The organism is Methanofollis sp. UBA420, from assembly GCF_002498315.1.
GTDB lineage: Archaea > Halobacteriota > Methanomicrobia > Methanomicrobiales > Methanofollaceae > Methanofollis.
The window spans coordinates 372,654-392,434 of record NZ_DAGX01000005.1 but is presented as its reverse complement, the minus strand read 5'-3'; the positions used below and the strand labels follow the sequence as shown (position 1 = coordinate 392,434).

Below are 19,781 nucleotides of genomic sequence, written 5' to 3'. Positions count from 1 at the left end.
CAGCCCTCACCTGTACCCGGAAAATTGGGGTGTTTCAGGTAGTGATCTGTCGTCCGCGGTAATAATACCCGAAGAAAAACCCGATCACGAGAGCTCCGATCGCTGCCTGAAGCGAGAAGAAGAGGGACTCGATCTCGCCGCTTGGCGGTTCGTAGACCGGTGTCGTCCAGGGTTCGTACTCCGAGCCCGTCATCTCCTTGATGACGTCCTCGGCCTGGTCGTCGGCCCCGGCCCATTCGTGGTCGCCGGTGGAGAGGACGACGAGGATGGACGCGGCAAAGACAAGGACGATCGCGAGGACGGCGATTTCCATGGCATACTTCATGCCCCGACCCCCCTGAGGCGGTCGACCGCCGCATCGGTGAGCACACCGAGCTTCACCAGGATCTCGGCACGGACGTCGATGATGTACTTGAAGGTCAGGGCGATGACTGCGCCCTCGATGATGGAGAGGGGCAACTGCGTGACCGCGAAGACGGCGGCAAAGGCGGCGAAGGAGGTGGCGAAACCGCCGACTTCGGCCGGGAAGGCGAGGGCGAGCTGGACCGAGGTCACCACGTAGGTGAAGAGGTCGGCGAGGGCGGCGGCGAAGAAGACCGTCAGGTAGGTGTTGAGCCCTGTCTTCTGGCCTCCCTTATAGATCGCCCAGGCGAGGATGGGCCCTGCGATCCCCATGGAGAAGACGTTCGCGCCGAGGGTGGAGAGGCCGCCATGGGCGAGGAAGATCGCCTGGTACAGGAGGACGATCAGGCCGAGGATGGAGGTGATGCAGGGGCCGAAGAGGATCGCCCCGAGGCCTGTGCCGGTCGGGTGGGAGCAGCTCCCGCTCACCGAAGGGAGTTTGAGGGAGGAGAGGACGAAGACGAACGCCCCCGCGACGGCAAGGAGGGGGAGGGTCTCTCTCTTCTCCCGCATCAGTATTCGCAACTGGTACATCCCGTAGATGATGAACGGCGCCGAGACCAGGAACCAGAAGAGGCACCAGGCCGGTGGGAGGAATCCTTCCATGATGTGCATGTCATATCACCATATCAAATTAATTTGCATTAATGTAATAATAATTTGGTACGCCCCGGCCGTATTTATCTCTGTCTTTTTTATGGTGCGGTCAGTGTCTCTCTGTCGGAGATGAACCCGGGGGATCTGGAGTCATTCCGGCGGAAAAAAAGGGTGGAGAAGATCTCTCCACGGCTACGCCTGGCAGTGGCCCGTGTGCCGGGAGGGCAGTGGCTGGCGCATCAGGGGAGAGTGAAGGTGCCGTACTTCCCGCCGCCGCCCGGGACCAGGTGCACCCTCCCCTCCCTGAAGGCCTGGACTGCCGCGCCGACCGCGGGGTCGGCCTCCCTGATCTCGGCGACTGGCACCTCGGCGAGGACGGCAATCTCTGTCCCGAATATTTCTATCAGGCGGGAGTATCTCGCCTCCACCTTCTTTGTCGCGGCCGAGGAGACGCCGAGCACGACCCTGATGATCTCGCCGAGGGGGATGATATGGTAGTACGGCGGCCTCTCCGAGGGTGCGCCGCCGCCCAGTTCCCGCGCCCGGTCGGAGACCCCTTTCTTGATCTGGCCGCCGTCCTCCGGGCATGTCCAGCCGAGACGCACGGCCTCCTCCAGGGAGTACGGGGTGTAGCACCGGGTGCAGGCGGTCCTGTTGTACTTCCCCTCCTCAGGGAAAAATCCGGCATTGAGGGTGATCTTCCCCCGGCGCACCGCGTCGAAGGCGGTCGCCGGCGTTACGCGGTCGAGGTCGAGACCGTTGAACTCCCGGCCGAGTTTTGTGGGGTGGGTGGAGTGGGCGTCCGAGTTCGAGAGGAAGGGGACGCCGTCGAGTTCCCGTATCCCGGCGCCGTACGAGGTGTCGGCGGAGAGGCCGAGTTCCAGGAAGTCGATCGTCTCCCCGCCATAGCACGACGCCACCGAGTCGTGTGCCGCATAGAGGGATGTCCAGGGGGTGAAGGCATGGGCCGGCCCGACGAGGCCGCCGAGGTCGTGGGCGGCGGCGGCGATCGCCTCGCCGGTGAGGTGGACATGCGGCCGCCCACCCGTGGCGATGTCCTTGCTATGCGGTGCGAAGATGCCGGCCAGCTCCTCGAAGGCGGAGAAGTCTTTCATGAGGATGAGGTGGTGGACTCTCCCCTTCCCCTCCACCTCTGCTGTCGGGAGGACGGCGATGCCGGTGCCGTTCTCGTGCTCTTCCCATGCCTTCCGCCATGCAGGATGGAGGGCGTCCCCGCTCCCGATGACCCCGATCCCCTTCGTAGCCGCGCCGGCAAGGAGGCTCTCCGGCGTCATCGAGGGTGAGGTCGCCATGGAATAGGGTGAATGAATGTGGAAATCGGCGTAGACTGACATGGTTCTGGCAGATTATTCTGCCGTCTATCGACATTAGTCTATGCCGGAGGTGTGGAGGAGAGAGGGCAGGGGCTCCGGGCATCTGGTCAGGAAGGGGTGTGTCTGACATGAAGGGAGTATAATCGACACTTTTTCCAATCTCTTATATCTTCAGTGGATAGATCTCATCTCATAATTCCGCAAAAAGTACTCCTGATGAGTGGAGAAAATATGTTCCACGAAAAACTCAAACAGCATCTGGTCGATGAAAGGCTTTCCGTCCGCATTATACTGGCGGTCGTCCTCTACTTCGCCTTCTTTTTCACGCTGACAGTTCTCAGTTATTATCTGCTGCCTGAAGAGTTTTTAATGAACAAAAATTCTCTTACGGACTTTGAAACGTCAACCAATCTATTCACATCGACAGTACAGATTTTTTCCTTCAACCTCCTCTCCGTTGTATTTATTGTCATCGGGAACCTGTTTGCATTCTTCAACAGAAACAATGGGTTTATTCCCTGTGGCTATCTTGCCCTCGGACTGCAATTTGCCACCAATGCAATAACCCTCGGCACCTGGTCTTTCACCGTGGCAAGCATTGCACCCGATCTGCCCGGCCGGTTGCTGAGGATGTTCGATCTTGCGCATCGTGGGGGATTATGGGAAATGATGGGGCAGGTACTGGTTATGTGCGCCACCGCCCGCATTGCTATTGTGAAAACAAATGGCAAAGAAGTTATCAATACTCCTATCAAGGAGATTCGTTTAAAAAAATCGGAGATAGCGTGTGCAGTCTCCGGACTGTGTTTGATGTTTGCCGGGGCCTTTGTAGAAAGCAGTTCGATACTATCCCTATGAATCGGCGCACCAGGGTTCCGGAGAGATCCCGCGGGAGTGCGGCGTCGGGTCCCGGGTAAGATTTACAAAGCCTGATTTTCCCGTTCATGGCAAATGAAACATTTGCCTGTTCAGGAAAATGCTCTGCATTTTTCACTTTCTCAAACTCGCTATCGCTCGTCCGTGCAATGAACGCGCCTTAAAAAAAGAGAAAAAAATTATCCGATATAGGTCAGTTTTTCTTCTTCCCGCCCTTTTTCCATCTCTTCGTACTTCGCCAGGATCTTCTCCACCTCGGCGGCATGCTCGGCAAGCCGGGTGGCGTCGACCGTGATCCCGAGGAGACGGCAGAGGACGGCAAGGACGGCGGTTGCGCTCTTCGGGTCGACGACATATCCCGGTGTCTCACCCATCAGGCAGATCCCCTCGATATCCCGCATGGCAGCAAGGCCGAGAAGCAGACCCGAAGCACCGACGATCCCGCCGGGCTCCTCGCCGGTCATGACGCCCCCGGCGACGACGATCCCTGCGGCAAGGCTCTCGTCGTTGGCCGCCCCGAGGACTCTCGACTCCTCGGTGAGGTGGCCGACACCATAGCCGCCGAGGGTGTAGATCCTCTTCACCCCGAGCTCCTCGGCGATGTCGAGGTAGGCCTCGCAGAGGAGGTAGTGCCCCTCGTTCGAGGTGCTCTGGAAGTCACCAATGAGGAAAGCGATCGATTGCCCTTCGTCGTTCTTCCAGAGGTACACCTCGTTGTTCGGGAGGCGGACACGTCCGCCGGGTTCGATGAGCACCTGCGGCGGGAGGAAGATGGAGGTGATGTCGACGATCTTCTCAGCCCCGAGCTCCTGGATCATGTGCTCGACGACGAGTTTGCCGACCTGTCCGATGCCCGGCAGTCCTTCGATGAGGACATCGGCCTTGACCTCGTCTTCTGTTAAAAAGTCAATATTTATGTCATCCATCGTTTTGCCTCTCTCCGGTAGTCACCGTACCGGTCCTGCGGTGAATACCGTGCGGGGTGAGCCGACCGTGTCGGCGACCCGCAGATCGGGCAGGTTAAAAATAGGGTATAGCGGCGGTCATGCTCGCAATACCTGATCCGCCCGCTCATGCACTCTTTGCCTTTTGTTTTCTGACGAACTTGCCGGTGTCGCCCGCCCGCTCCATGACGCCGATCGCGGATCTGGAAGCCTTCTCGATGGCTTTCTCAGCCCGCTTATAGTCCGGGGCGGTGACCTTGACCCGGTAATTCGGCGCACCGAAATAGGTGAGTTCGATATCGACATCGTCGATCTTCGGCTGTGCGCTCCTGAGAGCCCGCCTGATGATGTTCACGCCGTCAGGTTTCGTCGATGAGAGGACAAGGGTGCCGGTGATCGTCACCTTCGGGATCTTCACGTTCTCGTTGGCGACGACCAGCAGAGCGTCGTTGACCTGCTTTGAGAAACCGAATTTTGTGAGGGTCGCTTCGCCGCTTATGACGATATCCTCGAAAGCCGGGTACAGCAGGCCGTAGGAGGAGTAAAAGGCCTCTGTGATCGTATGGAGGTCGGCGCCGGTGTCATTGGCGACAAAACCGATCCACTTCTCGGCCTTCTGCTCGTTCTTCCACTCCTGGATCTTTTCCCGCCTCTGGTGGTCGTTGACGTCCTTGAGGGAGAGATCGATGTGCCCGCGGTCGGCGTCGACATTGAGCACCTTGCAGACGATCTTCTGCCCTTCACGGACAAAGTCGCGGATATGCTTGATCCAGCCGGTGGCGACCTCGGAGATGTGGATGAGCCCTTTCTTGTTCTCGTATTCGTCCAGACGCACAAATGCCACGAAGTCCTTAACGTCCTCTACCGTACAAACGACGAGTTCGCTTTCTTCCGGCCATTCATTCAGTTCATGCATCGGACGGTCTCACTGGAGTTCGGCCTTGATCTCTGCGTTGATCTTTGCCTTCCCGCCGGTCGGCTCGGCGAGCACATGCCCGCAGACTGCACAGTCCACGACCGTGCTGGCCTTCTCGAAGATCACCTGTTCATTTTCGCAGTCCGGGCACTTGACCCTGAGGAATTTGCTTCTGTTTTCACGGTGCTGACGTACCATATCTCTCACTCCACAATTTCGAATTTGCCTGATCTCCAGCCTGCGCGGAGGTGCGCCTTCCCGCACTTCGTGCAGCGGTACCTGACATTGACCTTCTTGGTCGGCTTGTCGCCGCCGGGCACCTTGGAGTACTTGCCCATGTTACCTACTTTACCTCTGCGCGCCTTCTGCCGGTCGATCCAGTGCAGGCCGCTGGTGCGTCCCTTTTTCACCTTTTCAACTTCATGCGTCTCGTGCGATCTGCAGAACGGACAGTAGGCCTTGAATTTTGCTGGCATCTTCATGATATAAGCCCCTCGTGATCTCTTTCGGCCCGGTTACGGGCCGTTTCGGCAGTGCCGGAATACGCTTTTCCCCGCGGGAAATCCCAAACCGGCAAAGATCCGGAAGATTTTTTCCGCGGCCATATTCCGAAACTATTCTCTCGAATACCTGTATTATTTGATAAGCCTTATATTTAAGGCTATGTTGCGTTCGCAGAGGACCTCCGCGTTCCCCTTCGGAAGGGTGACGATGTCCTCCTCCTCGAGGGCGTACGTCCGGCCGTCGAGCCCCATGAATCCTGGCACATCCTGCTTCATGAGTACGACGGCGGTTTTGTCTGTGGCTTCGGCTGCGGCTTTCTCTTCGGGTGCCGCCGGCGCCACCGGACCCTCATCCTCAAAGAAGGCCTCCTCCCCGAAATCGAAGGGTGTGCCTATCTCTGCCGGGAGGTCTTCCTTGATGACCTCTTTCACGACGGCCGCCTCTCCTCCGGGCTCTCCCATGAGGGTGTCCCGGCAGACGCCGATCTCCCGGCAGACTGCGTCGAACATGGCCCGCTCGGGAGGGAGCATCAGTTTCACCTCCTCCTTGTCATAGTACCGCTCCTCGATCTGGGCCTCGGCAAGTTTGAGGATCTTCTTGAGGCGGAGTTTGATGATCGTGTTGAGCGTTTCCCGGGTACTGTGGTACTGGTCGAGGAGTTCTGCCGCCTCCTCGGAGAGCGGGTTGGCAAACTCCCTGATACGCGCCTGGATCTCTTCAAGGCTCTTCTGTCCGTTTCTGAAGAGGTCGCCGGGGATCTCGGAGAGTTTTCCGCTCTCCTTCTCGTTCCAGACGATCAGGCGGATGTCATTGAGGAAGTCGCTCATGCCCTGCCTCCGATCTCGGCGATCCCGCGGCAGCAGAGGAAAACCGCGAGAGCTTCGGGGACGACGTTCGTACCTTTTCTCAGTTTCCAGGTGTTCCCGAGAATCGGCATCGCGAGCGGGAAGGCAAGATCGATCTTCACCTCGCGCTCCCCGAAGACGACGGCGTCGACAAGGGGGTCGAAGTCGGCGAGGTCAGCAGGCGGGATCTCGACGACCCGGAGGCCGCTCCCGCCGTGGAGGGAGGTCGGCATCCTGATCAGCCGTTTGATGTCGGTCGTCACCGGTTCATCGACGAGGGCCGCCTGACTTTTGAGGAGGGGAAGCAGTTCGCCCCCTTCCGCGGAGAGAAGAGTCTGCATCACCGGTGAGGTGAGGAGTGCGTCGGTGGGGCGCTCCTTCTCGTCGCCGCCGAAGTTCTGCAAGGCCCCGAGGAACCGGCCGGCATAGGTCTCGCCGACCCCTTTCATTCCCTTGAGGTGTTTCAGGGCGGCCTTCTCGCCGCCGGCGAGAAGCCGGTCCGCGTAGATCTTCATGGCGACGGAAAAACGCCTCTGCCACCCGGAAGATCCGTTCCCCGCGGCGAAGAGCATCTGCGGCTCGATTCCGGTCCCGCAGAGGTAGTCCACGACCTCGCGCCGTTCGCGGCTCTCCCAACTCCTCACCCTCGGGTCGCGCACATGGACATGGTAGCCCCGCCCGCCCGAGAAGACAAGGGAGAGGGTGCGCGCCGAAAAGCCGAGTTCACCGGTGAGCATGTCGAGGAGTTTCTCTGTCTCCTCCTTCACCCGGGCGAGCATGGCATCATAGGGCACGCCGCGGATGAGGTGGTCGGCGTCGATGTCGAAGATCAGGTCGGCCCCTGTCCATCCCTTCTCCCCCATCGTCCCCGCGGCCGGGTTCGTGTAGTACGCCGTCGAATAATAGGCATGGGCCGGGACCATCGACCTGATGTACTCCAGACACTCGTCCCGTGAGCCGAAGCCGAGGTGCCGCCGCATCCGCACTTCGGGCTTTGCGTCGAAGAAGATGAACCCCCACTCCCGGTGTTCGAGCGCCGGCGGGACACTGAGGTGACCCTGCTGGTAATACGACATGAAGCGTTGCCGGACGAATTCGAGGGTTGCGGGTTTCATCAAAGCCTCTTTACCATGTATGGACCTTCACGTTCATAGTCCTGACTCCGGTAGTATGGGCGGACCCCGATACCGCTGTTGATGGCGAGCTTTTCGTATCCCTTCTCCGCCGCCATCTCTTCGGCCCTGGCAAGAAGTTCTTTGCCAAAACTCCGGTGCTGGAACTCTCCCTTCTCGCCGTCCTCTCCGATCGGGACCATCATCCCGTACACATGGAGTTCGCGCAGGAGGGCAGCCCCATCAAGCTCGACTCTGAAGGTTTCGCCCGGGTACCTGAGGCGCGCAAACCCGATCAGGGCGTCCCCTGATTCGGCCTGGATGAAGTGCTCCTCGCCGCCGCAGCACCGGTATGCGAGGTCGCGGAAGGACGGTTCAGCACCGGCCGGGTGCCGGCCGGCCTCCCGGCACCTGATGCACCGGCATGTCCCCCCCTCTGCCCTGAGCCGTTCCTGCGCGAGCTGCCTGAAGTTGGAGTGGTGCGACCCGGCCACGATCAGTCGTGCCGGGATGTCGCGCTGGACCCGCTGGAGACGGACATACTCGGGGAGGAGGGCCTTCGCATGGGCGATGAGCCCGACCAGATCGTCTTCCGGGTACGGTGCATACTCGCCGCGTTGCCAGAGCGCTTCGATCTCCGATCCCGGCGTGACGAGCGTCGGGTAAATCTTCAGGAAGTCCGGCCTGAACCGTTCGTCGTCGAAGAGGGTCCGGAACATCTCCCTGTCCTCTTCGAGGTCGCTCCCGGGCAGGTTCGGCATGATATGGAAACCGACCTTGATCCCGGCATTGCGGAGCATTGTGTTTGCCTCCACGGCGTCCCCGACAGTACAGCCCCGTCTGTTGAAGGCGAGGATCCCGTCGTCGGTGTGCTGGACCCCGAGCTCCACCTTGGTCACCCCGAGGTCGAGCATGCCGTTAATGTGCTCCCTCCGGCACCAGTCTGGCCGCGTCTCGAAAGTGGCGGCGATGCACCGCACCCCCGCGCGCTCGTTCCCGGCGAAGACCTCGTCCATGGGGGGGAGGGGCCGGTGCGTCCCGGTGCCGTACTCGTTCATTGCATGGATACAGGATGCGACAAACTCTTCCTGGTACTCCCGTGGCCGTGCCGTGATCGTCCCGCCCATCACGATCAGTTCGGCCTTGTCCACATAGTGGCCGAGGGCCTCAAGCTGGGAGAGACGCGCCTGCACCTGTTCATAGGGGTCGTACCCGTTCTGGGCGCCCCGCAGGGCCGCAGGTTCCTGCCCCGTATAACTCTGGGGCGAGTGGAAGGGGTGGTCAGGCCCGCCCGGGCAGGGGAGACATTTCCCGTGCGGACAGGGTGCGGGCGAGGTCATCACGGCCACCGGGGCGACGCCTGAGATCGTCCGCGTCGGCTTGACCAGGAGGAGGCGACGGAGCCGCTTTGCCTCTTGTGGGGTGGCTGCGGCAAGAATGGCAGAGTTTTTTGGGACCACCGCACAACTGTGCTCCCGACAGACCTCGATCTTGATCCGCTGGAGGTCTGCGGGGTCGCAGGGGGAAGAAGAGATCCGGGAGATTATCTCCCGGTAGATTTCGACATCATCCATACCGGTTAATGTTCTTGCATTACGACCTCATTAGTGGTCGCTTCGTGCATGTTCTCCAGCTGGCGGAGGTGTGGGGTTGTCCGCAGCTGGTGAACGAGGTCTTCACCAAGGGCGAGGATCGCTTTTTTATGAGTGATCTTGTTCTTGTGGATATGGGCAGGGGATACATGAAGCACATCATAGTCGGGGGTGTAGACCTCCTCTCCTGTGGTGGTCTCGTAATACTTCTTGATGTGCATCAGCAACATGTGTAAATGGAGCAACTCTTCCTTCTGCACGCAATCACCTAACTTCAAAAAATACATTTTTTCGGAGGTTGATATAACTTATTGGTGATGTTTATATTCCCCTACCAGAATGCAGCAGGCACGCTCCTTGGACTGGCAGTGGGGGACGCGTTGGGTGCGCCCCTCGAAGGCCTCCCGCCGCCGGAAAAAACCGTGACAAATATGGTCGGCGGAGGGATCCACGGCATGACACGGGGCGAATATACCGACGACACCCTGCAGGCCGTGGGGCTGGCCCAGTCCCTCGTCTTTTGCAGGGGCTTTTTGCCCGAAGACTTCGTAGAACGCCTCATTACGGGTTTTGATCGCGCGCCGGAGTACTACGGCCCCACCTCGCGGATGGTCTTCTCCCTCATTAAGGAGGGTTTCAGCCCTGAAGACGCGGCCCGGATCGCTCATATCCATAACAGGGGGAGCAGGACCAACGGGAGCGTGATGCGTGGGCCGCCGCTCGGGATCTATTATGCGCCTGTCCGTGTGCGAGAGATGAGCCTTGCCTGCTCGGCCCTCACTCACCATGACCCTGTCGCCGGGGAATGCTCGGCCTTCGTGAACCTGATGATCTCGGAGATGTGCCGGGGGATGCCGAAGGTCAGCGCCTTCTGTCACGCCCTCGACCGCTGCGAGAACCCGGAGGTGCTTGAACGGGTCGGGAACTTCCATGCCTGGCCCCTCGAACCTTCTCTCGACGCCGTCCAGACCACCCACTGCGCCGTCGCCGTCTTCATGAGTGCTGACGGTTTTGAAAAGACGGTGTTGCGGGCCGTCAACCTGGGGGGCGACGCTGATACCGTCGGGGCGATCGCCGGTGCCCTTGCCGGTGCCTGTTACGGTTTTTCCACCATACCCCACCGCTGGCTCGTGGGTTTCAGGCACACCGGCCAGCTCCTTGCCCTGGCGCAGCGGCTCTGGGCCGCTGCGGAGCACGCCTGATCAGACAGGCCTGAGTTCGACGAGTTTCAGGTTCTTTCCCTTCTCGCAGACGTCGGGGGCATTGCCGAGCACCTTTGCGACAAGGTACTTCTCCCCTTCAATGATGCCGTCGGGGTGACAGAGAAGGTAACCCCGGCAGTCGGTCTTTGTGCAGACAGGTTCATACCTGACCGTCGAGTTGAGGATCGCCCGGTCTGCCGGGATGAGGGTGACGATCGGCGCCTCGATCACCTCGACGGCGCAGATGCCGTCGCGGTGGATAGGGCAGTCCTGATCGGTGTTCTTCCGTATCTCGACGATCTGGTATTTTTTTCCTGGCTGGAGGTTGTGGCACACCTTCAGGAGTTTGCAGGTCTGGCACATGGCCACCTGCCCCTCGTACACGAATTCGAGCCCTTTTTCTGCCAGGCATCTCCCAATCAGGGTCACTTTCGGTTTTGTTTCTGCCATACCATATCACTCCTCGTACAGCATCCTGATGATCCGTTCGGCATTCTCTTTCGAGAGGCCCATGTCCAGGATGGTGAAACGTTCGGGCCTGATGGTGCGTGCCGCAAGGACCGCCTCGACCGCGATTGCATCGTCGATCCCGAGTTCTGCCGGTGTTGTCGGCGCCCCGATCCTCTTCAAAGAGTCCCGTATCCACCGCCAGTCTCCGCCGTGGAGGTACATCGTGATGATCGCCCCGACGCCGCACTGTTCCCCGTGGAGCGCCTTTCCCGGTGCGATCCGATCAAGGGCGTGGGAGAACTTGTGCTCGCCGCCACTCGCAGGTCTGGACGACCCGGCGATACTCATGGCAACGCCTGAGGAGACGAGGGCCTTCATGACGATCCAGGCGCTCTCCTCGGTCAGGCCGCTGATCACGTCGGCGTTTTTCACGATGATCTCGGCGGTCATCTTCGAGAGGGCCATCGCGTACTCGGAGAGGGGTTCGCCCCGCAGGCGGTGGGCGAGTTCCCAGTCCAGGATCGCGGTGTAGTTCGAGATGATATCGGCGCACCCCGCGGCAAGGAGGCGGGGAGGTGCGGCGGCGATGATCCCGGTGTCGGCCACGACCGCGATGGGGGGGTGGGCGCTCAGGGAGACGCTCCCCTCGGGGGTCGGGATGCTTGCCCGCGACGAGGCGATGCCGTCGTGGGCGGCGGCCGTCGGGACCGAGATGAACTGGCGGTCAAGGTTGTACGAGACGATCTTGGCGGTGTCGATCACCCGCCCCCCCCCGACCCCGATGATGAAGTCGGCGCCGGCACCTTCCCTCTCGATCCGTGCAATGTCGGCCGCGGTGTTCGAACCGACGATGCAGGTCTTCACATCGCAGGTGTCCGCGAGGAGGGAGACGATCTCGTCTCCGGCAACGGTCATCGTATGTTCTCCGGCGAGAAGGAGGGCATGGGAGCCGAAACAGAGGTCCTTACAGACCGAAGGTATCTCCCTGAGGACGTTATGCCCGATGAGGATGTCTCTGGGGAGCTGCATCCATCTGGACTTGTCAAAGACCTTCTCCCTGAGTACTTTAATATCCTCTCCGTCCATTGAGATCACAGATGATTAGGGAGTTCCTCTACAAATACTACATCGATCCGATCAGGTACGGCCAGCCGTACACGATCGTCGATACGCTCACCTACGCCCTCATCCTCATCTTTTCGGTCTGGCTCGTCTATCGCGGCCTCCGCCGTTTCGGGATCGAGGTCGACCGGCGTTTCACACTCTCGACGATCCCCTTCGTCGTGCTCGGCGGTCTTCTGCGGGTCGTCGAGGACACCGGGATGATCACGTCGGACGCCCACTTCCTCCTGATCACGCCCATCATCTTCTTCGTGGTCTTCTTCATCACCGTCATCGCACTCTTCCTCTCCCGCATCCTGGAGATGAAGGGTCTTGTCGCCGACTCGATACGGGTCTACGGATGGATTGGCATCGCCCTTTCGGTAGCGACGACGCTTCTCCTCCTCGGGTGGGGTACGGTCAACACCAGGATCGACTTCGTCGTCCTCTTTGCGATCCCGGCGATGGCGGCGGTCTCGACCGCGGCGGTCTGGGGTTTCCTCAGGTACGTCCTCCACTGGGAGTACGTCGCCGACCCCCTGTACACTCTCCTCATCGCCGGCCACATGCTCGACGCGAGCGCCACGAGTTTCGGGATCGACCTCCACCCCATGGCTTATGTGGAGCAGCATGTCGTCGGTTCCCACCTGATCGAGTGGACAGGGACGGCCTTTTCGATGTTCCCCTTGAAACTCGCCGTGATCATCCCCGCGATATATGTCCTTGAAATGTACCGGAAGGAGGGGAACCCCGCCTTCTGGCACCTGGTGATCCTTGCGATGATCGTCGTCGGCATGGCGCCCGGTATCAGGGACATGATGAGGATGGTGATCTATGTCTAGGCGGGAGTTCCTCCCCTATCTTGCCGCGACGGTCGTCATCTTCTCTGTCGGCATCGCCGCGGGCTATGGCCTCGCCGCCTCGGGAGACCCGGCGGCAGACCAGATCCTGAAGACGATTATGGAGGGTGTCTTCTCCCAGATCCTCGGCGACAGTCCTGTCATGCTCGCCGTGAAGATCTTCCTGAACAACCTGCAGGCCTGCGTCCTCCTCTTCCTTGGCGGCGCCACTTTCGGCCTCCTGACCTTCTTCATCCTCTTCTCGAACGGCCTCGTGATCGGCCTCTTTGCCGACCAGATCGCGGAGAAGGTCGGACCTCTCGGCCTCCTTGCAGGGCTCGCCCCTCACGGGATCTTCGAAATCCCGGCCATCTTCATCGCCGCGGCCCTCGGCCTCGCCCTTGCCCGTTCCGTCTTTGCCGACGCCAGGGGGCAGGGGGACGCGGCGGCCGATGCCGCCCGGTTGGGTGGCCTCTTTCTCCGCATTGTCGTGCCCCTTCTTGCCGTGGCGGCTATTATAGAGGCCTTTATAACGCCCGCACTCCTACATTTAGTAGTTTGAGGTTACTTTCATGGAAGAAGAGAGCGGTTCACTTCCCCTAAAATCCGACTTTTCCGCCTGGTACAATGACGTGCTCTGGCGTGCCGAGATCATGGACGTCAGGTACCCGGTCAAGGGCCTGTACGTCTGGTACCCCTTCGGCTTCGGCCTGCGGCGTCACACCTATGCGATCCTCCGCGATCTCCTGGACCGGTCTGGCCATGAAGAGACTCTCTTTCCCCTCCTCATCCCCAAAACCGAGTTCATGAAGGAGGCCGAGCACATCAAGGGCTTCGAGGAGGAGGTCTACTGGGTCACCCACGGCGGCCTTTCAGAACTTGATATCCCTCTTGCCCTGCGGCCGACGAGCGAGACGGCGATCTACCCGATGTTCTCCCTCTGGGTCAGGTCGCACGCCGACCTGCCCATCAAGGTGTACCAGATCGTCAATACCTTCAGGTACGAGACGAAGCACACCCGGCCCCTGATCCGCCTCCGCGAGATCACCTCCTTCAAGGAGGCGCACACGGCTCATGCAACCTGGGAGGAAGCAGCGGCCCAGGTCGAGATCGCACTCTCCCTGTACACGCGCTTCTACGATGACCTCGGCATCCCGGTGATCATCTCGAAGCGGCCTGACTGGGACAAGTTCCCGGGCGCCGACTACACGATGGCCGTGGACGCCCTGATGCCCGATGGCAGAACCCTCCAGGTCGGGACCGCCCACCACCTTGGCGACCATTTCTCGAAGACCTACGATATCACCTACGAGGACGCGAACGGCGAGAGGCAGTTCGTCTCCCAGACCTGCTACGGCATCTCGGAACGGTGCATTGCGGCGACGATCGGTGTCCACGGCGACGACAGGGGCCTTGTCCTGCCGCCGAAGGTGGCGCCCGTGCAGGCGGTGATCATCCCGATCATCATGAAGAAGCGGGCCGACGAGGTCGTGGCCGCGGCTGCGGCCCTGAAGGACGAACTCGAAGCCTCCGGTCTCCGGGTGAAGGTGGACGACCGCGATATGCGGCCCGGCGCGAAGTATTACCACTGGGAGATGCGGGGCGTGCCCCTGCGCATCGAGGTCGGCCCCCGCGACCTGGATGCCGGCACGGTCGTCGTCGCCACGCGGGACGGCGAGAAGATGGCGGTGAAGCGCGACGAGATCGTCGTGCGCATCCCGGAGATCTGTGCGGCATTTTCCCTGCGCCTGCGGGAGAAGGCCGAGGCCTTCCTCACCTCCCACCTCGTTCCTGCGGAGAGCGTCGAAGAGGCGGTCCGGGCGGTCGAGACGGGCATTGCCGTCGTACACTGGTGCGGCGACGAGGCGTGTGCAGAAAGAATCGAAAAAGAGACGAATGCGAGCGTCCTTGGCACAGAGGTCAGGAGCCCGCATGTCACGAAGACAGAGGGGCGCTGCATTGTTTGCGGTCGCCCCGGCACGTCGACGGTAATTGCCCGGACTTACTGAGAGCAGTGGGGGCAGTGGTAGGCGACGGTGAAACCCGGCCTGCCCGCATCCCCCGCGATCACTTTTTTCCCGCCCCTGACGAAGAGTTTGCCGCAGGAGGCGCAGTGCCTGGGTATGAACCGTTCCAGGCGGCGGAAGGGGACTTCGACCTCGAAAGAGGTCGTCGCCGTGGCGTCCTCCCCGAAGATGTCCTCCTCGTCGAACCGCTGGATCACCTGCATGATCTGGAGGGGGTTCGCGCCGAGTTCGTCCAGTTTCTTAAAGAGGAAGTAGTGGCAGATGAGCCACGAGAGGTCGGAGCGCTCGATGCCGTCCTCATCGACCTCGATGTCGTCCTCCGGGTCTTCGAGGGTGCCGCCGCAGAGGGGGCACTTCCCTCCGATCAACTCCTCGAGATAGACCTCTTCGTTGCAGTACGGACAGATGGTGTGGTGGGCGCGTGTACGTGATGTCATATATTACTCCATGAGGAAGACTGCAGCCGCGAGGACGGTCGTCCATCTGCCGTCCTCGTCCACGATTGCGCTTTCAGTGATATTTAAAGTTTTTTCCGGCGTTTTGTCGGTGATGCTCCGGTACATGTTGTACGCAAGGTGCTCGGCGTACTGCCCGGCCTTTTCCTTGTCGTCACCGAATGCATGGTGCTCGGCGAAGTAACCCCATTCCTCCTCCATGTTCTGGGGGATTGCGACCCCGATCGATGCGGAGATCCTGCGGTGGGGCTCGTTGGAGGCGATCCTGGACATAACCGTGAAGACGACGCTCCCTGGTTCGAGGTCGAGAAGACCCTCCTCACGCGGGATGATCCGGCACTTTGGCGGTAGGATCGAACTGACTGTCACGAGATTGTAACACTCGATCTTCGCTGCTCTGAGAGCCATCTCAAAGGACCCGAGGTACTCGGAGTCCCGTCCCACGCCGCAGGTAAAAAACACCCTTTTTGGCACAAATGTTCTGGTCAACCCCTATATCACCCATGGAATGAATTGCTTCTCTATTTGTGTCCCCCTCTACTTAAAAGTATATTTCTTTGCAGAATATTTTCGAGATTTCGTGATATTATCCGATTATATCTGTTTAATCGAATCTTTGAGCCGATTATATTTTTATCCGCGTATCTGTTTGCCGGGCGGAGGTGTTCGGTGATGATGCTTTCCAGGGAGGTGTGCCTGAAGGCCGAAGGGTACTTTCGAACGTGCCAGTCGTCTGGATGTCCTGTACTTCAACCTCTCCCGCAGGTTTCTCCGTCGACAAGGTGATGGTTGTGAATACTGGGCTGTGTGGCGAGCGTTCTCTGTCCATGACTGCTTTTTGAGGCTGCTTATTTGCAATAGAATGATATGTTGACGATTATGCTATAACTAGGATATCTCTCATCAACGTATTCTCTGTCAGGAACACAGAATATTTTCTGGAGTGATAATGATGAGGTTACGGTCTACACTAAAAATGGAATATCTGTCTATGTCGAGGAGGAGGTCATGATCTACGATAAGAATGGGGTCTACTATCTCGACCCTGAGTTCTGACAAGTCTTTATCAGACCAGCCCCGATGCCCCTGTGAATAGAGGGGAAGAGTTTCTCTCCCGCCCTCACCCTTTCAAATACTTCTCTGGCTCTGCCTCGAACGCCTTCTTGCACCCCGGTGCACAGAAGTAGTACTTCTTCCCCTTGTAGTCGCTCGTGTGCCGGGCGGTCGTCGGGTCGACCTTCATCTTGCAGACCGGATCGATCTCCATGCCTCTTTCCTCCGTCTTCCCTCTTTTCGCCTCCGGCATATAACCTTTGAGGAGGAGGGAGAGCGTCACGACGGTGACCGAACTCGCGGCCATGGCGAGGCCGGCGAGTTCGGGCCTGAAGGTGATGCCGAACGCGGGGTACAGGACGCCGGCGGCGACGGGGATGAGGGCGGCATTGTAGGCGAAGGCCCAGAAGAGGTTCATCTTCACCCGGCCGATCGTCTTCTGGGAGAGCTGGATCGCGGCAGGCACGTCTGTCAGGTCGTCTTTGACGAGGACCACGTCGCCGCTCTCGATGGCGACGTCGGTCCCGCCGCCGATGGCGATCCCGAGGTCGGCCTGGGCGAGGGCCGGGGCGTCGTTGATGCCGTCGCCGACGAAGGCGACCCTGTCGCCCCGGTCCTGGAGCGCCCTCACCTCGGCGGCCTTCTCGTCCGGGAGCACCTCGGCGAGGACGCGGTCGATCCCGATCATGCCGGCGATGGCATGTGCCGTCCTCTCGTTGTCCCCGGTGACCATCACGACGGATAGGCCCATCTTTTTCAGGGCGGCGACCGCCTGCATGGCGGTGGGCTTCAGGGTGTCGGCGACGGCGAGGACGCCGAGCACCCTGCCGTCGGCCGCGAGGAAGGAGACGGTCTTTCCCTCCTCTTCGAGGCGTTCCGCAGCATCCGCCGCTTCGCCGGAAGGCGTGATCATCCTCTCCGCGAGGAGGGCCCTGTTGCCGAGGGCGACCTGCCTGCCCTCGACGACGGCGACGACGCCCTTCCCCCGCACGGTGTCGAAATCCGTGCTCTCCGGGATGGCGAGGCCCCGCTCTCCGGCAGACCCAACGATGGCCGTGGCGACCGGGTGCTGCGAGTTCCTTTCTACACCCGCGGCAAGGGCGAGCACCTCGTTCTTCTCCGCCGCAAGGCCGACGACGTCGGTGACCTCCGGCTTCCCCTTTGTCAGGGTGCCCGTCTTGTCGAAAGCAACGGTGGTGAGGTTCTCGGCTGACTCCAGGGCCTCGCCGCTCTTGATCAGGATGCCGAGTTCGGCACCCCGGCCGACGCCGACGGTGATCGCGGTCGGGGTCGCAAGGCCGAGGGCGCAGGGGCAGGCGATGACGAGCACCGAGATGAGGGTGGTGAGGGCGAAGAGGAGGGTGGCGTCGAGGACAAAGTACCAGGTGAGGAACGCGGCCGCGGCGACGGCGAGGACGGCCGGGATGAAGTAGGTGACGGCGGTGTCCGCGATCCTCTGGACAGGGGGCCTGGTACCCTGCGCCTCCTCGACGAGCCTGATGATCTGGGCGAGGACGGTGTCCCTGCCCACCCGCGTGGCTTCGACCTCGAGGACGCCGTCCTGGTTGATGGTGCCGCCGACGACTTTTCCCCCGGGCTCTTTCCCGACAGGGAGGGGCTCGCCGCTGATCATCGACTCGTCCACATAACTCTCCCCCTTCCTGACCGTGCCGTCGACAGGCACCTGCCCGCCCGGTCTGATCAGGATGACGTCGCCCGGCCTGACCTCTTCGATCGGCCTCTCCTCCTCCTTCCCGTCAGCAAGGACGGTGGCGGTCTTCGGCCGCAGGCGGACGAGGGCGGCGATCGCCTCGCCTGTCCGCCCCTTCGCCCGCGCCTCCAGGTACCGACCGAGGGTGAGGAAGGTGGCGAGCATCACGGCGGTCTCGTAGAAGAGGAAGTCGGTGGTGAGGACGATCCCGAAGGTGCCGAGGACCGAGGCCGCGAAGGCGACGCCGATGCCCATCGAGTACATGACGTCCATGTTCAGGGTCCTGTTCTTCAGGGCCCGCCAGGCACCGAGGAAGATCGGCCCGGAGAGGTAGACGAAGGGGGGAGTGGCGATGACGAGGAGGAGGTAGGGCATGGCCACGGGCACCGGGGGCATCGCAAACATCAGCCCCATCAGCACCGCGGAGGCGACGGCGCCGACGATGATGCGCCGTTTTTTGTCCCGGAGGTCGGCCTCTCGGGCCTTCTTCTCGATCTCGCCCGTCTCCTCCCCCTCCATGCCGAGGTACTGGTAACCGGCGTCCTCGATCGCCGCCTTCATCTCAGGGATGCCGACGGTGTCGGGGTTGTAGACGACATAGGCCCTCTCCGCCCCGAGGTTGACGGTGGCCGAGACGACGCCGGGCAGGGCCTGCAGGGCCGTCTCGATCGTCTTCACGCAGGTGGCGCACATCATGCCGCCGACCTTGAGGGTCGCTCTGCCGGTGACGACCGCGTAGCCCGCGCCCGCGACGGCCTGCTCGATCTCGGTCGCACTCACCTTCGCCGGGTCGTACTCCACGGAGGCCTGCTCGGTGCCGAGGTTCACCGCGGCCCCCTTCACCCCGTCCATGGTCTTCAGGGCCTTCTCGATGGTGAGAGCACAGGTGGCGCAGTGCATGCCAGAGACCTTGAGGGTCTCTTTCCGGGTCTGGCCCTCCTGTTTCTCTTCCTCCGTCTCCATACGCCCCTGTTGGGTATCTTCTGATATGAACCCTCCCTCACCGGAATGCGGCGGAGTCTCGGGCGAGGGCGGCGAGGCGGTGGGCGGCCCGCAGGGGTTCGGGGGTGCGGAAACGGGGCGTGGTCAGGAGGACTATCCTGACGGCCCCGGCGATGTCGATGAGGTGGCCGGGGGAGACGTAGACCGGCCTGACGCAGGGGCTGGTCCGCACCGCACACCCGATCGTCTCGCCCTTCTCCGTCACCGGCGCCGTCGCCCCCCGCAGTGCGCCCGTCTCTCCTGCCTCGCCGCAGAGGAGGGTGTCGGCGACGCCGACCGAGGGGATGCCGGTGACGACGCCGAGGTGCGAGGCGATCCCGCACCGCCGGGGATGGGCGATGCCGTGGCCGTGGACCATCAGGAGGTCGGGGCTGGAGGATAACCGGTCGAGGGTGGTGAGGAGGGCTGGCCCCTCCCTGAAGGTGAAGAGGCCGGGGATGTAGGGGAATGTCACCGGCACCGCGGCTGTCACCCCCTCCACGAACCTGAGGGAGGGGCAGGCGAGGGCCGCGGCCGCCCCGAAGATCGTCCTGCCGTCGGCCGAGTACGCCGCGTCGAGTCCGGCGATACGGATCGGTTCAGGCGACCCCGCGGGAACCACCTGGCTGCGCAGTTCCTTCTGGAGGGCGAGGGCGTCGGCAGGATCGGTTGGCCAGGGGATGGGGTCGTGGCGCGGTGTCACGAGGAGGGATGGGGGTGGGGGTACTTAAGGGGGGGTGGTCGCGATGGGGGCAAAGAGTGAGAGTGAGTTCGAAAAAAATCATTGAATTTCTGGTCATCTAGAATCTCTATCCGGGAGTGGCGGTTGCCCGGGGGGGG

23 protein-coding genes are annotated in these 19,781 nt (G+C 61.2%); 5 read left to right on the top strand and 18 right to left on the bottom strand.

What is annotated here, in order from left to right; genetic code table 11:
- Positions 1-34: 34 nt before the first annotated feature.
- The 3 genes from BP869_RS08140 to BP869_RS08130 all read right to left on the bottom strand — a co-directional run bounded on the left by BP869_RS08140 (position 35) and on the right by BP869_RS08130 (position 2,312).
- On the bottom strand, positions 35-325 hold the full coding sequence (locus BP869_RS08140; RefSeq protein ID WP_300162007.1) for an energy-coupling factor ABC transporter substrate-binding protein: 291 nt from the start codon (positions 323-325) through the stop codon (positions 35-37).
- Positions 322-1,017: an energy-coupling factor ABC transporter permease gene (locus BP869_RS08135; protein WP_342678573.1), complete on the bottom strand. Its 696-nt coding sequence runs from the start codon at positions 1,015-1,017 to the stop codon at positions 322-324. Before BP869_RS08135 ends, BP869_RS08140 begins: the two co-directional genes overlap by 4 nt.
- A gap of 221 nt (positions 1,018-1,238) precedes the next feature.
- Positions 1,239-2,312, bottom strand: a complete 1,074-nt coding sequence (locus BP869_RS08130) for an endonuclease Q family protein (protein WP_342678572.1) — start codon at positions 2,310-2,312, stop codon at positions 1,239-1,241.
- A 252-nt stretch (positions 2,313-2,564) separates the two neighbouring features.
- Here BP869_RS08130 and BP869_RS08125 point away from each other — a divergent pair, with 252 nt between their 5' ends.
- Complete coding sequence (locus tag BP869_RS08125) at positions 2,565-3,191, top strand: hypothetical protein (protein ID WP_342678570.1); 627 nt, start codon at positions 2,565-2,567, stop codon at positions 3,189-3,191.
- Between the two features lie 197 nt (positions 3,192-3,388).
- Here BP869_RS08125 and BP869_RS08120 read toward each other — a convergent pair whose 3' ends face one another.
- The 9 genes from BP869_RS08120 to BP869_RS08080 form a co-directional block, all read right to left on the bottom strand.
- Positions 3,389-4,135 carry a proteasome assembly chaperone family protein gene (locus BP869_RS08120; RefSeq protein ID WP_342678568.1) on the bottom strand — a complete coding sequence of 249 codons (747 nt, stop codon included), beginning with the start codon at positions 4,133-4,135 and terminating at the stop codon, positions 3,389-3,391.
- A complete protein-coding gene (locus BP869_RS08115) occupies positions 4,123-4,284 on the bottom strand; it encodes an RNA-protein complex protein Nop10 (RefSeq protein ID WP_083523345.1) in 162 nt (53 codons plus the stop codon). Before BP869_RS08115 ends, BP869_RS08120 begins: the two co-directional genes overlap by 13 nt.
- Positions 4,281-5,069: a translation initiation factor IF-2 subunit alpha gene (locus tag BP869_RS08110; RefSeq protein WP_342678565.1), complete on the bottom strand. Its 789-nt coding sequence runs from the start codon at positions 5,067-5,069 to the stop codon at positions 4,281-4,283. Before BP869_RS08110 ends, BP869_RS08115 begins: the two co-directional genes overlap by 4 nt.
- Positions 5,070-5,078: 9 nt before the next feature.
- Positions 5,079-5,267 (bottom strand): 30S ribosomal protein S27e, encoded by a 189-nt coding sequence (locus tag BP869_RS08105; protein ID WP_067049209.1) that lies wholly within the window; start codon positions 5,265-5,267, stop codon positions 5,079-5,081.
- A gap of 5 nt (positions 5,268-5,272) precedes the next feature.
- Positions 5,273-5,551 (bottom strand): 50S ribosomal protein L44e, encoded by a 279-nt coding sequence (locus tag BP869_RS08100; RefSeq protein WP_342678563.1) that lies wholly within the window; start codon positions 5,549-5,551, stop codon positions 5,273-5,275.
- A gap of 153 nt (positions 5,552-5,704) precedes the next feature.
- Complete coding sequence (locus BP869_RS08095) at positions 5,705-6,400, bottom strand: hypothetical protein (RefSeq protein WP_342678561.1); 696 nt, start codon at positions 6,398-6,400, stop codon at positions 5,705-5,707.
- Positions 6,397-7,533, bottom strand: coding sequence for a DNA primase catalytic subunit PriS (gene priS, locus BP869_RS08090; protein WP_342678559.1), 1,137 nt, complete (start codon positions 7,531-7,533; stop codon positions 6,397-6,399). Before priS ends, BP869_RS08095 begins: the two co-directional genes overlap by 4 nt.
- Positions 7,533-9,104 (bottom strand): tRNA uridine(34) 5-carboxymethylaminomethyl modification radical SAM/GNAT enzyme Elp3, encoded by a 1,572-nt coding sequence (locus BP869_RS08085; RefSeq protein ID WP_342678557.1) that lies wholly within the window; start codon positions 9,102-9,104, stop codon positions 7,533-7,535. The genes priS and BP869_RS08085 overlap by 1 nt, the downstream gene beginning before the upstream one ends.
- 5 nt (positions 9,105-9,109) lie before the next feature.
- Positions 9,110-9,382 carry a UPF0058 family protein gene (locus tag BP869_RS08080; protein WP_235809566.1) on the bottom strand — a complete coding sequence of 91 codons (273 nt, stop codon included), beginning with the start codon at positions 9,380-9,382 and terminating at the stop codon, positions 9,110-9,112.
- A 57-nt stretch (positions 9,383-9,439) separates the two neighbouring features.
- Here BP869_RS08080 and BP869_RS08075 point away from each other — a divergent pair, with 57 nt between their 5' ends.
- Complete coding sequence (locus BP869_RS08075) at positions 9,440-10,324, top strand: ADP-ribosylglycohydrolase family protein (protein WP_067049221.1); 885 nt, start codon at positions 9,440-9,442, stop codon at positions 10,322-10,324.
- Here the strand turns inward: BP869_RS08075 and BP869_RS08070 are convergent, their stop codons facing one another.
- Positions 10,325-10,774, bottom strand: a complete 450-nt coding sequence (locus BP869_RS08070) for a UPF0179 family protein (RefSeq protein ID WP_342678554.1) — start codon at positions 10,772-10,774, stop codon at positions 10,325-10,327.
- 6 nt (positions 10,775-10,780) lie between these two features.
- Positions 10,781-11,860 (bottom strand): NAD(P)-dependent glycerol-1-phosphate dehydrogenase, encoded by a 1,080-nt coding sequence (locus BP869_RS08065; protein WP_342678552.1) that lies wholly within the window; start codon positions 11,858-11,860, stop codon positions 10,781-10,783.
- A gap of 11 nt (positions 11,861-11,871) precedes the next feature.
- Here BP869_RS08065 and BP869_RS08060 point away from each other — a divergent pair, with 11 nt between their 5' ends.
- From BP869_RS08060 to proS, 3 genes are read left to right on the top strand one after another with little or no spacing between them, the layout of a single operon-like run.
- Positions 11,872-12,717: a DUF63 family protein gene (locus BP869_RS08060; RefSeq protein ID WP_342678550.1), complete on the top strand. Its 846-nt coding sequence runs from the start codon at positions 11,872-11,874 to the stop codon at positions 12,715-12,717.
- Positions 12,710-13,276 carry a stage II sporulation protein M gene (locus BP869_RS08055; protein WP_342678548.1) on the top strand — a complete coding sequence of 189 codons (567 nt, stop codon included), beginning with the start codon at positions 12,710-12,712 and terminating at the stop codon, positions 13,274-13,276. The genes BP869_RS08060 and BP869_RS08055 overlap by 8 nt, the downstream gene beginning before the upstream one ends.
- 10 nt (positions 13,277-13,286) lie before the next feature.
- A complete protein-coding gene (gene proS / locus BP869_RS08050; RefSeq protein WP_342678546.1) occupies positions 13,287-14,723 on the top strand; it encodes a proline--tRNA ligase in 1,437 nt (478 codons plus the stop codon).
- Here proS and BP869_RS08045 read toward each other — a convergent pair.
- The 4 genes from BP869_RS08045 to BP869_RS08030 all read right to left on the bottom strand — a co-directional run bounded on the left by BP869_RS08045 (position 14,717) and on the right by BP869_RS08030 (position 19,644).
- Positions 14,717-15,178: a hypothetical protein gene (locus BP869_RS08045; RefSeq protein WP_342678544.1), complete on the bottom strand. Its 462-nt coding sequence runs from the start codon at positions 15,176-15,178 to the stop codon at positions 14,717-14,719. The genes proS and BP869_RS08045 overlap by 7 nt on opposite strands.
- Before the next feature lie 3 nt (positions 15,179-15,181).
- On the bottom strand, positions 15,182-15,670 hold the full coding sequence (locus BP869_RS08040; protein ID WP_342679125.1) for a pyruvoyl-dependent arginine decarboxylase: 489 nt from the start codon (positions 15,668-15,670) through the stop codon (positions 15,182-15,184).
- Positions 15,671-16,316: 646 nt separating this feature from the next.
- Positions 16,317-18,923, bottom strand: a complete 2,607-nt coding sequence (locus BP869_RS08035; protein WP_342678543.1) for a heavy metal translocating P-type ATPase — start codon at positions 18,921-18,923, stop codon at positions 16,317-16,319.
- Positions 18,924-18,960: 37 nt separating this feature from the next.
- Positions 18,961-19,644: an endonuclease V gene (locus BP869_RS08030; protein WP_342678541.1), complete on the bottom strand. Its 684-nt coding sequence runs from the start codon at positions 19,642-19,644 to the stop codon at positions 18,961-18,963.
- Positions 19,645-19,781 lie beyond the last annotated feature (137 nt).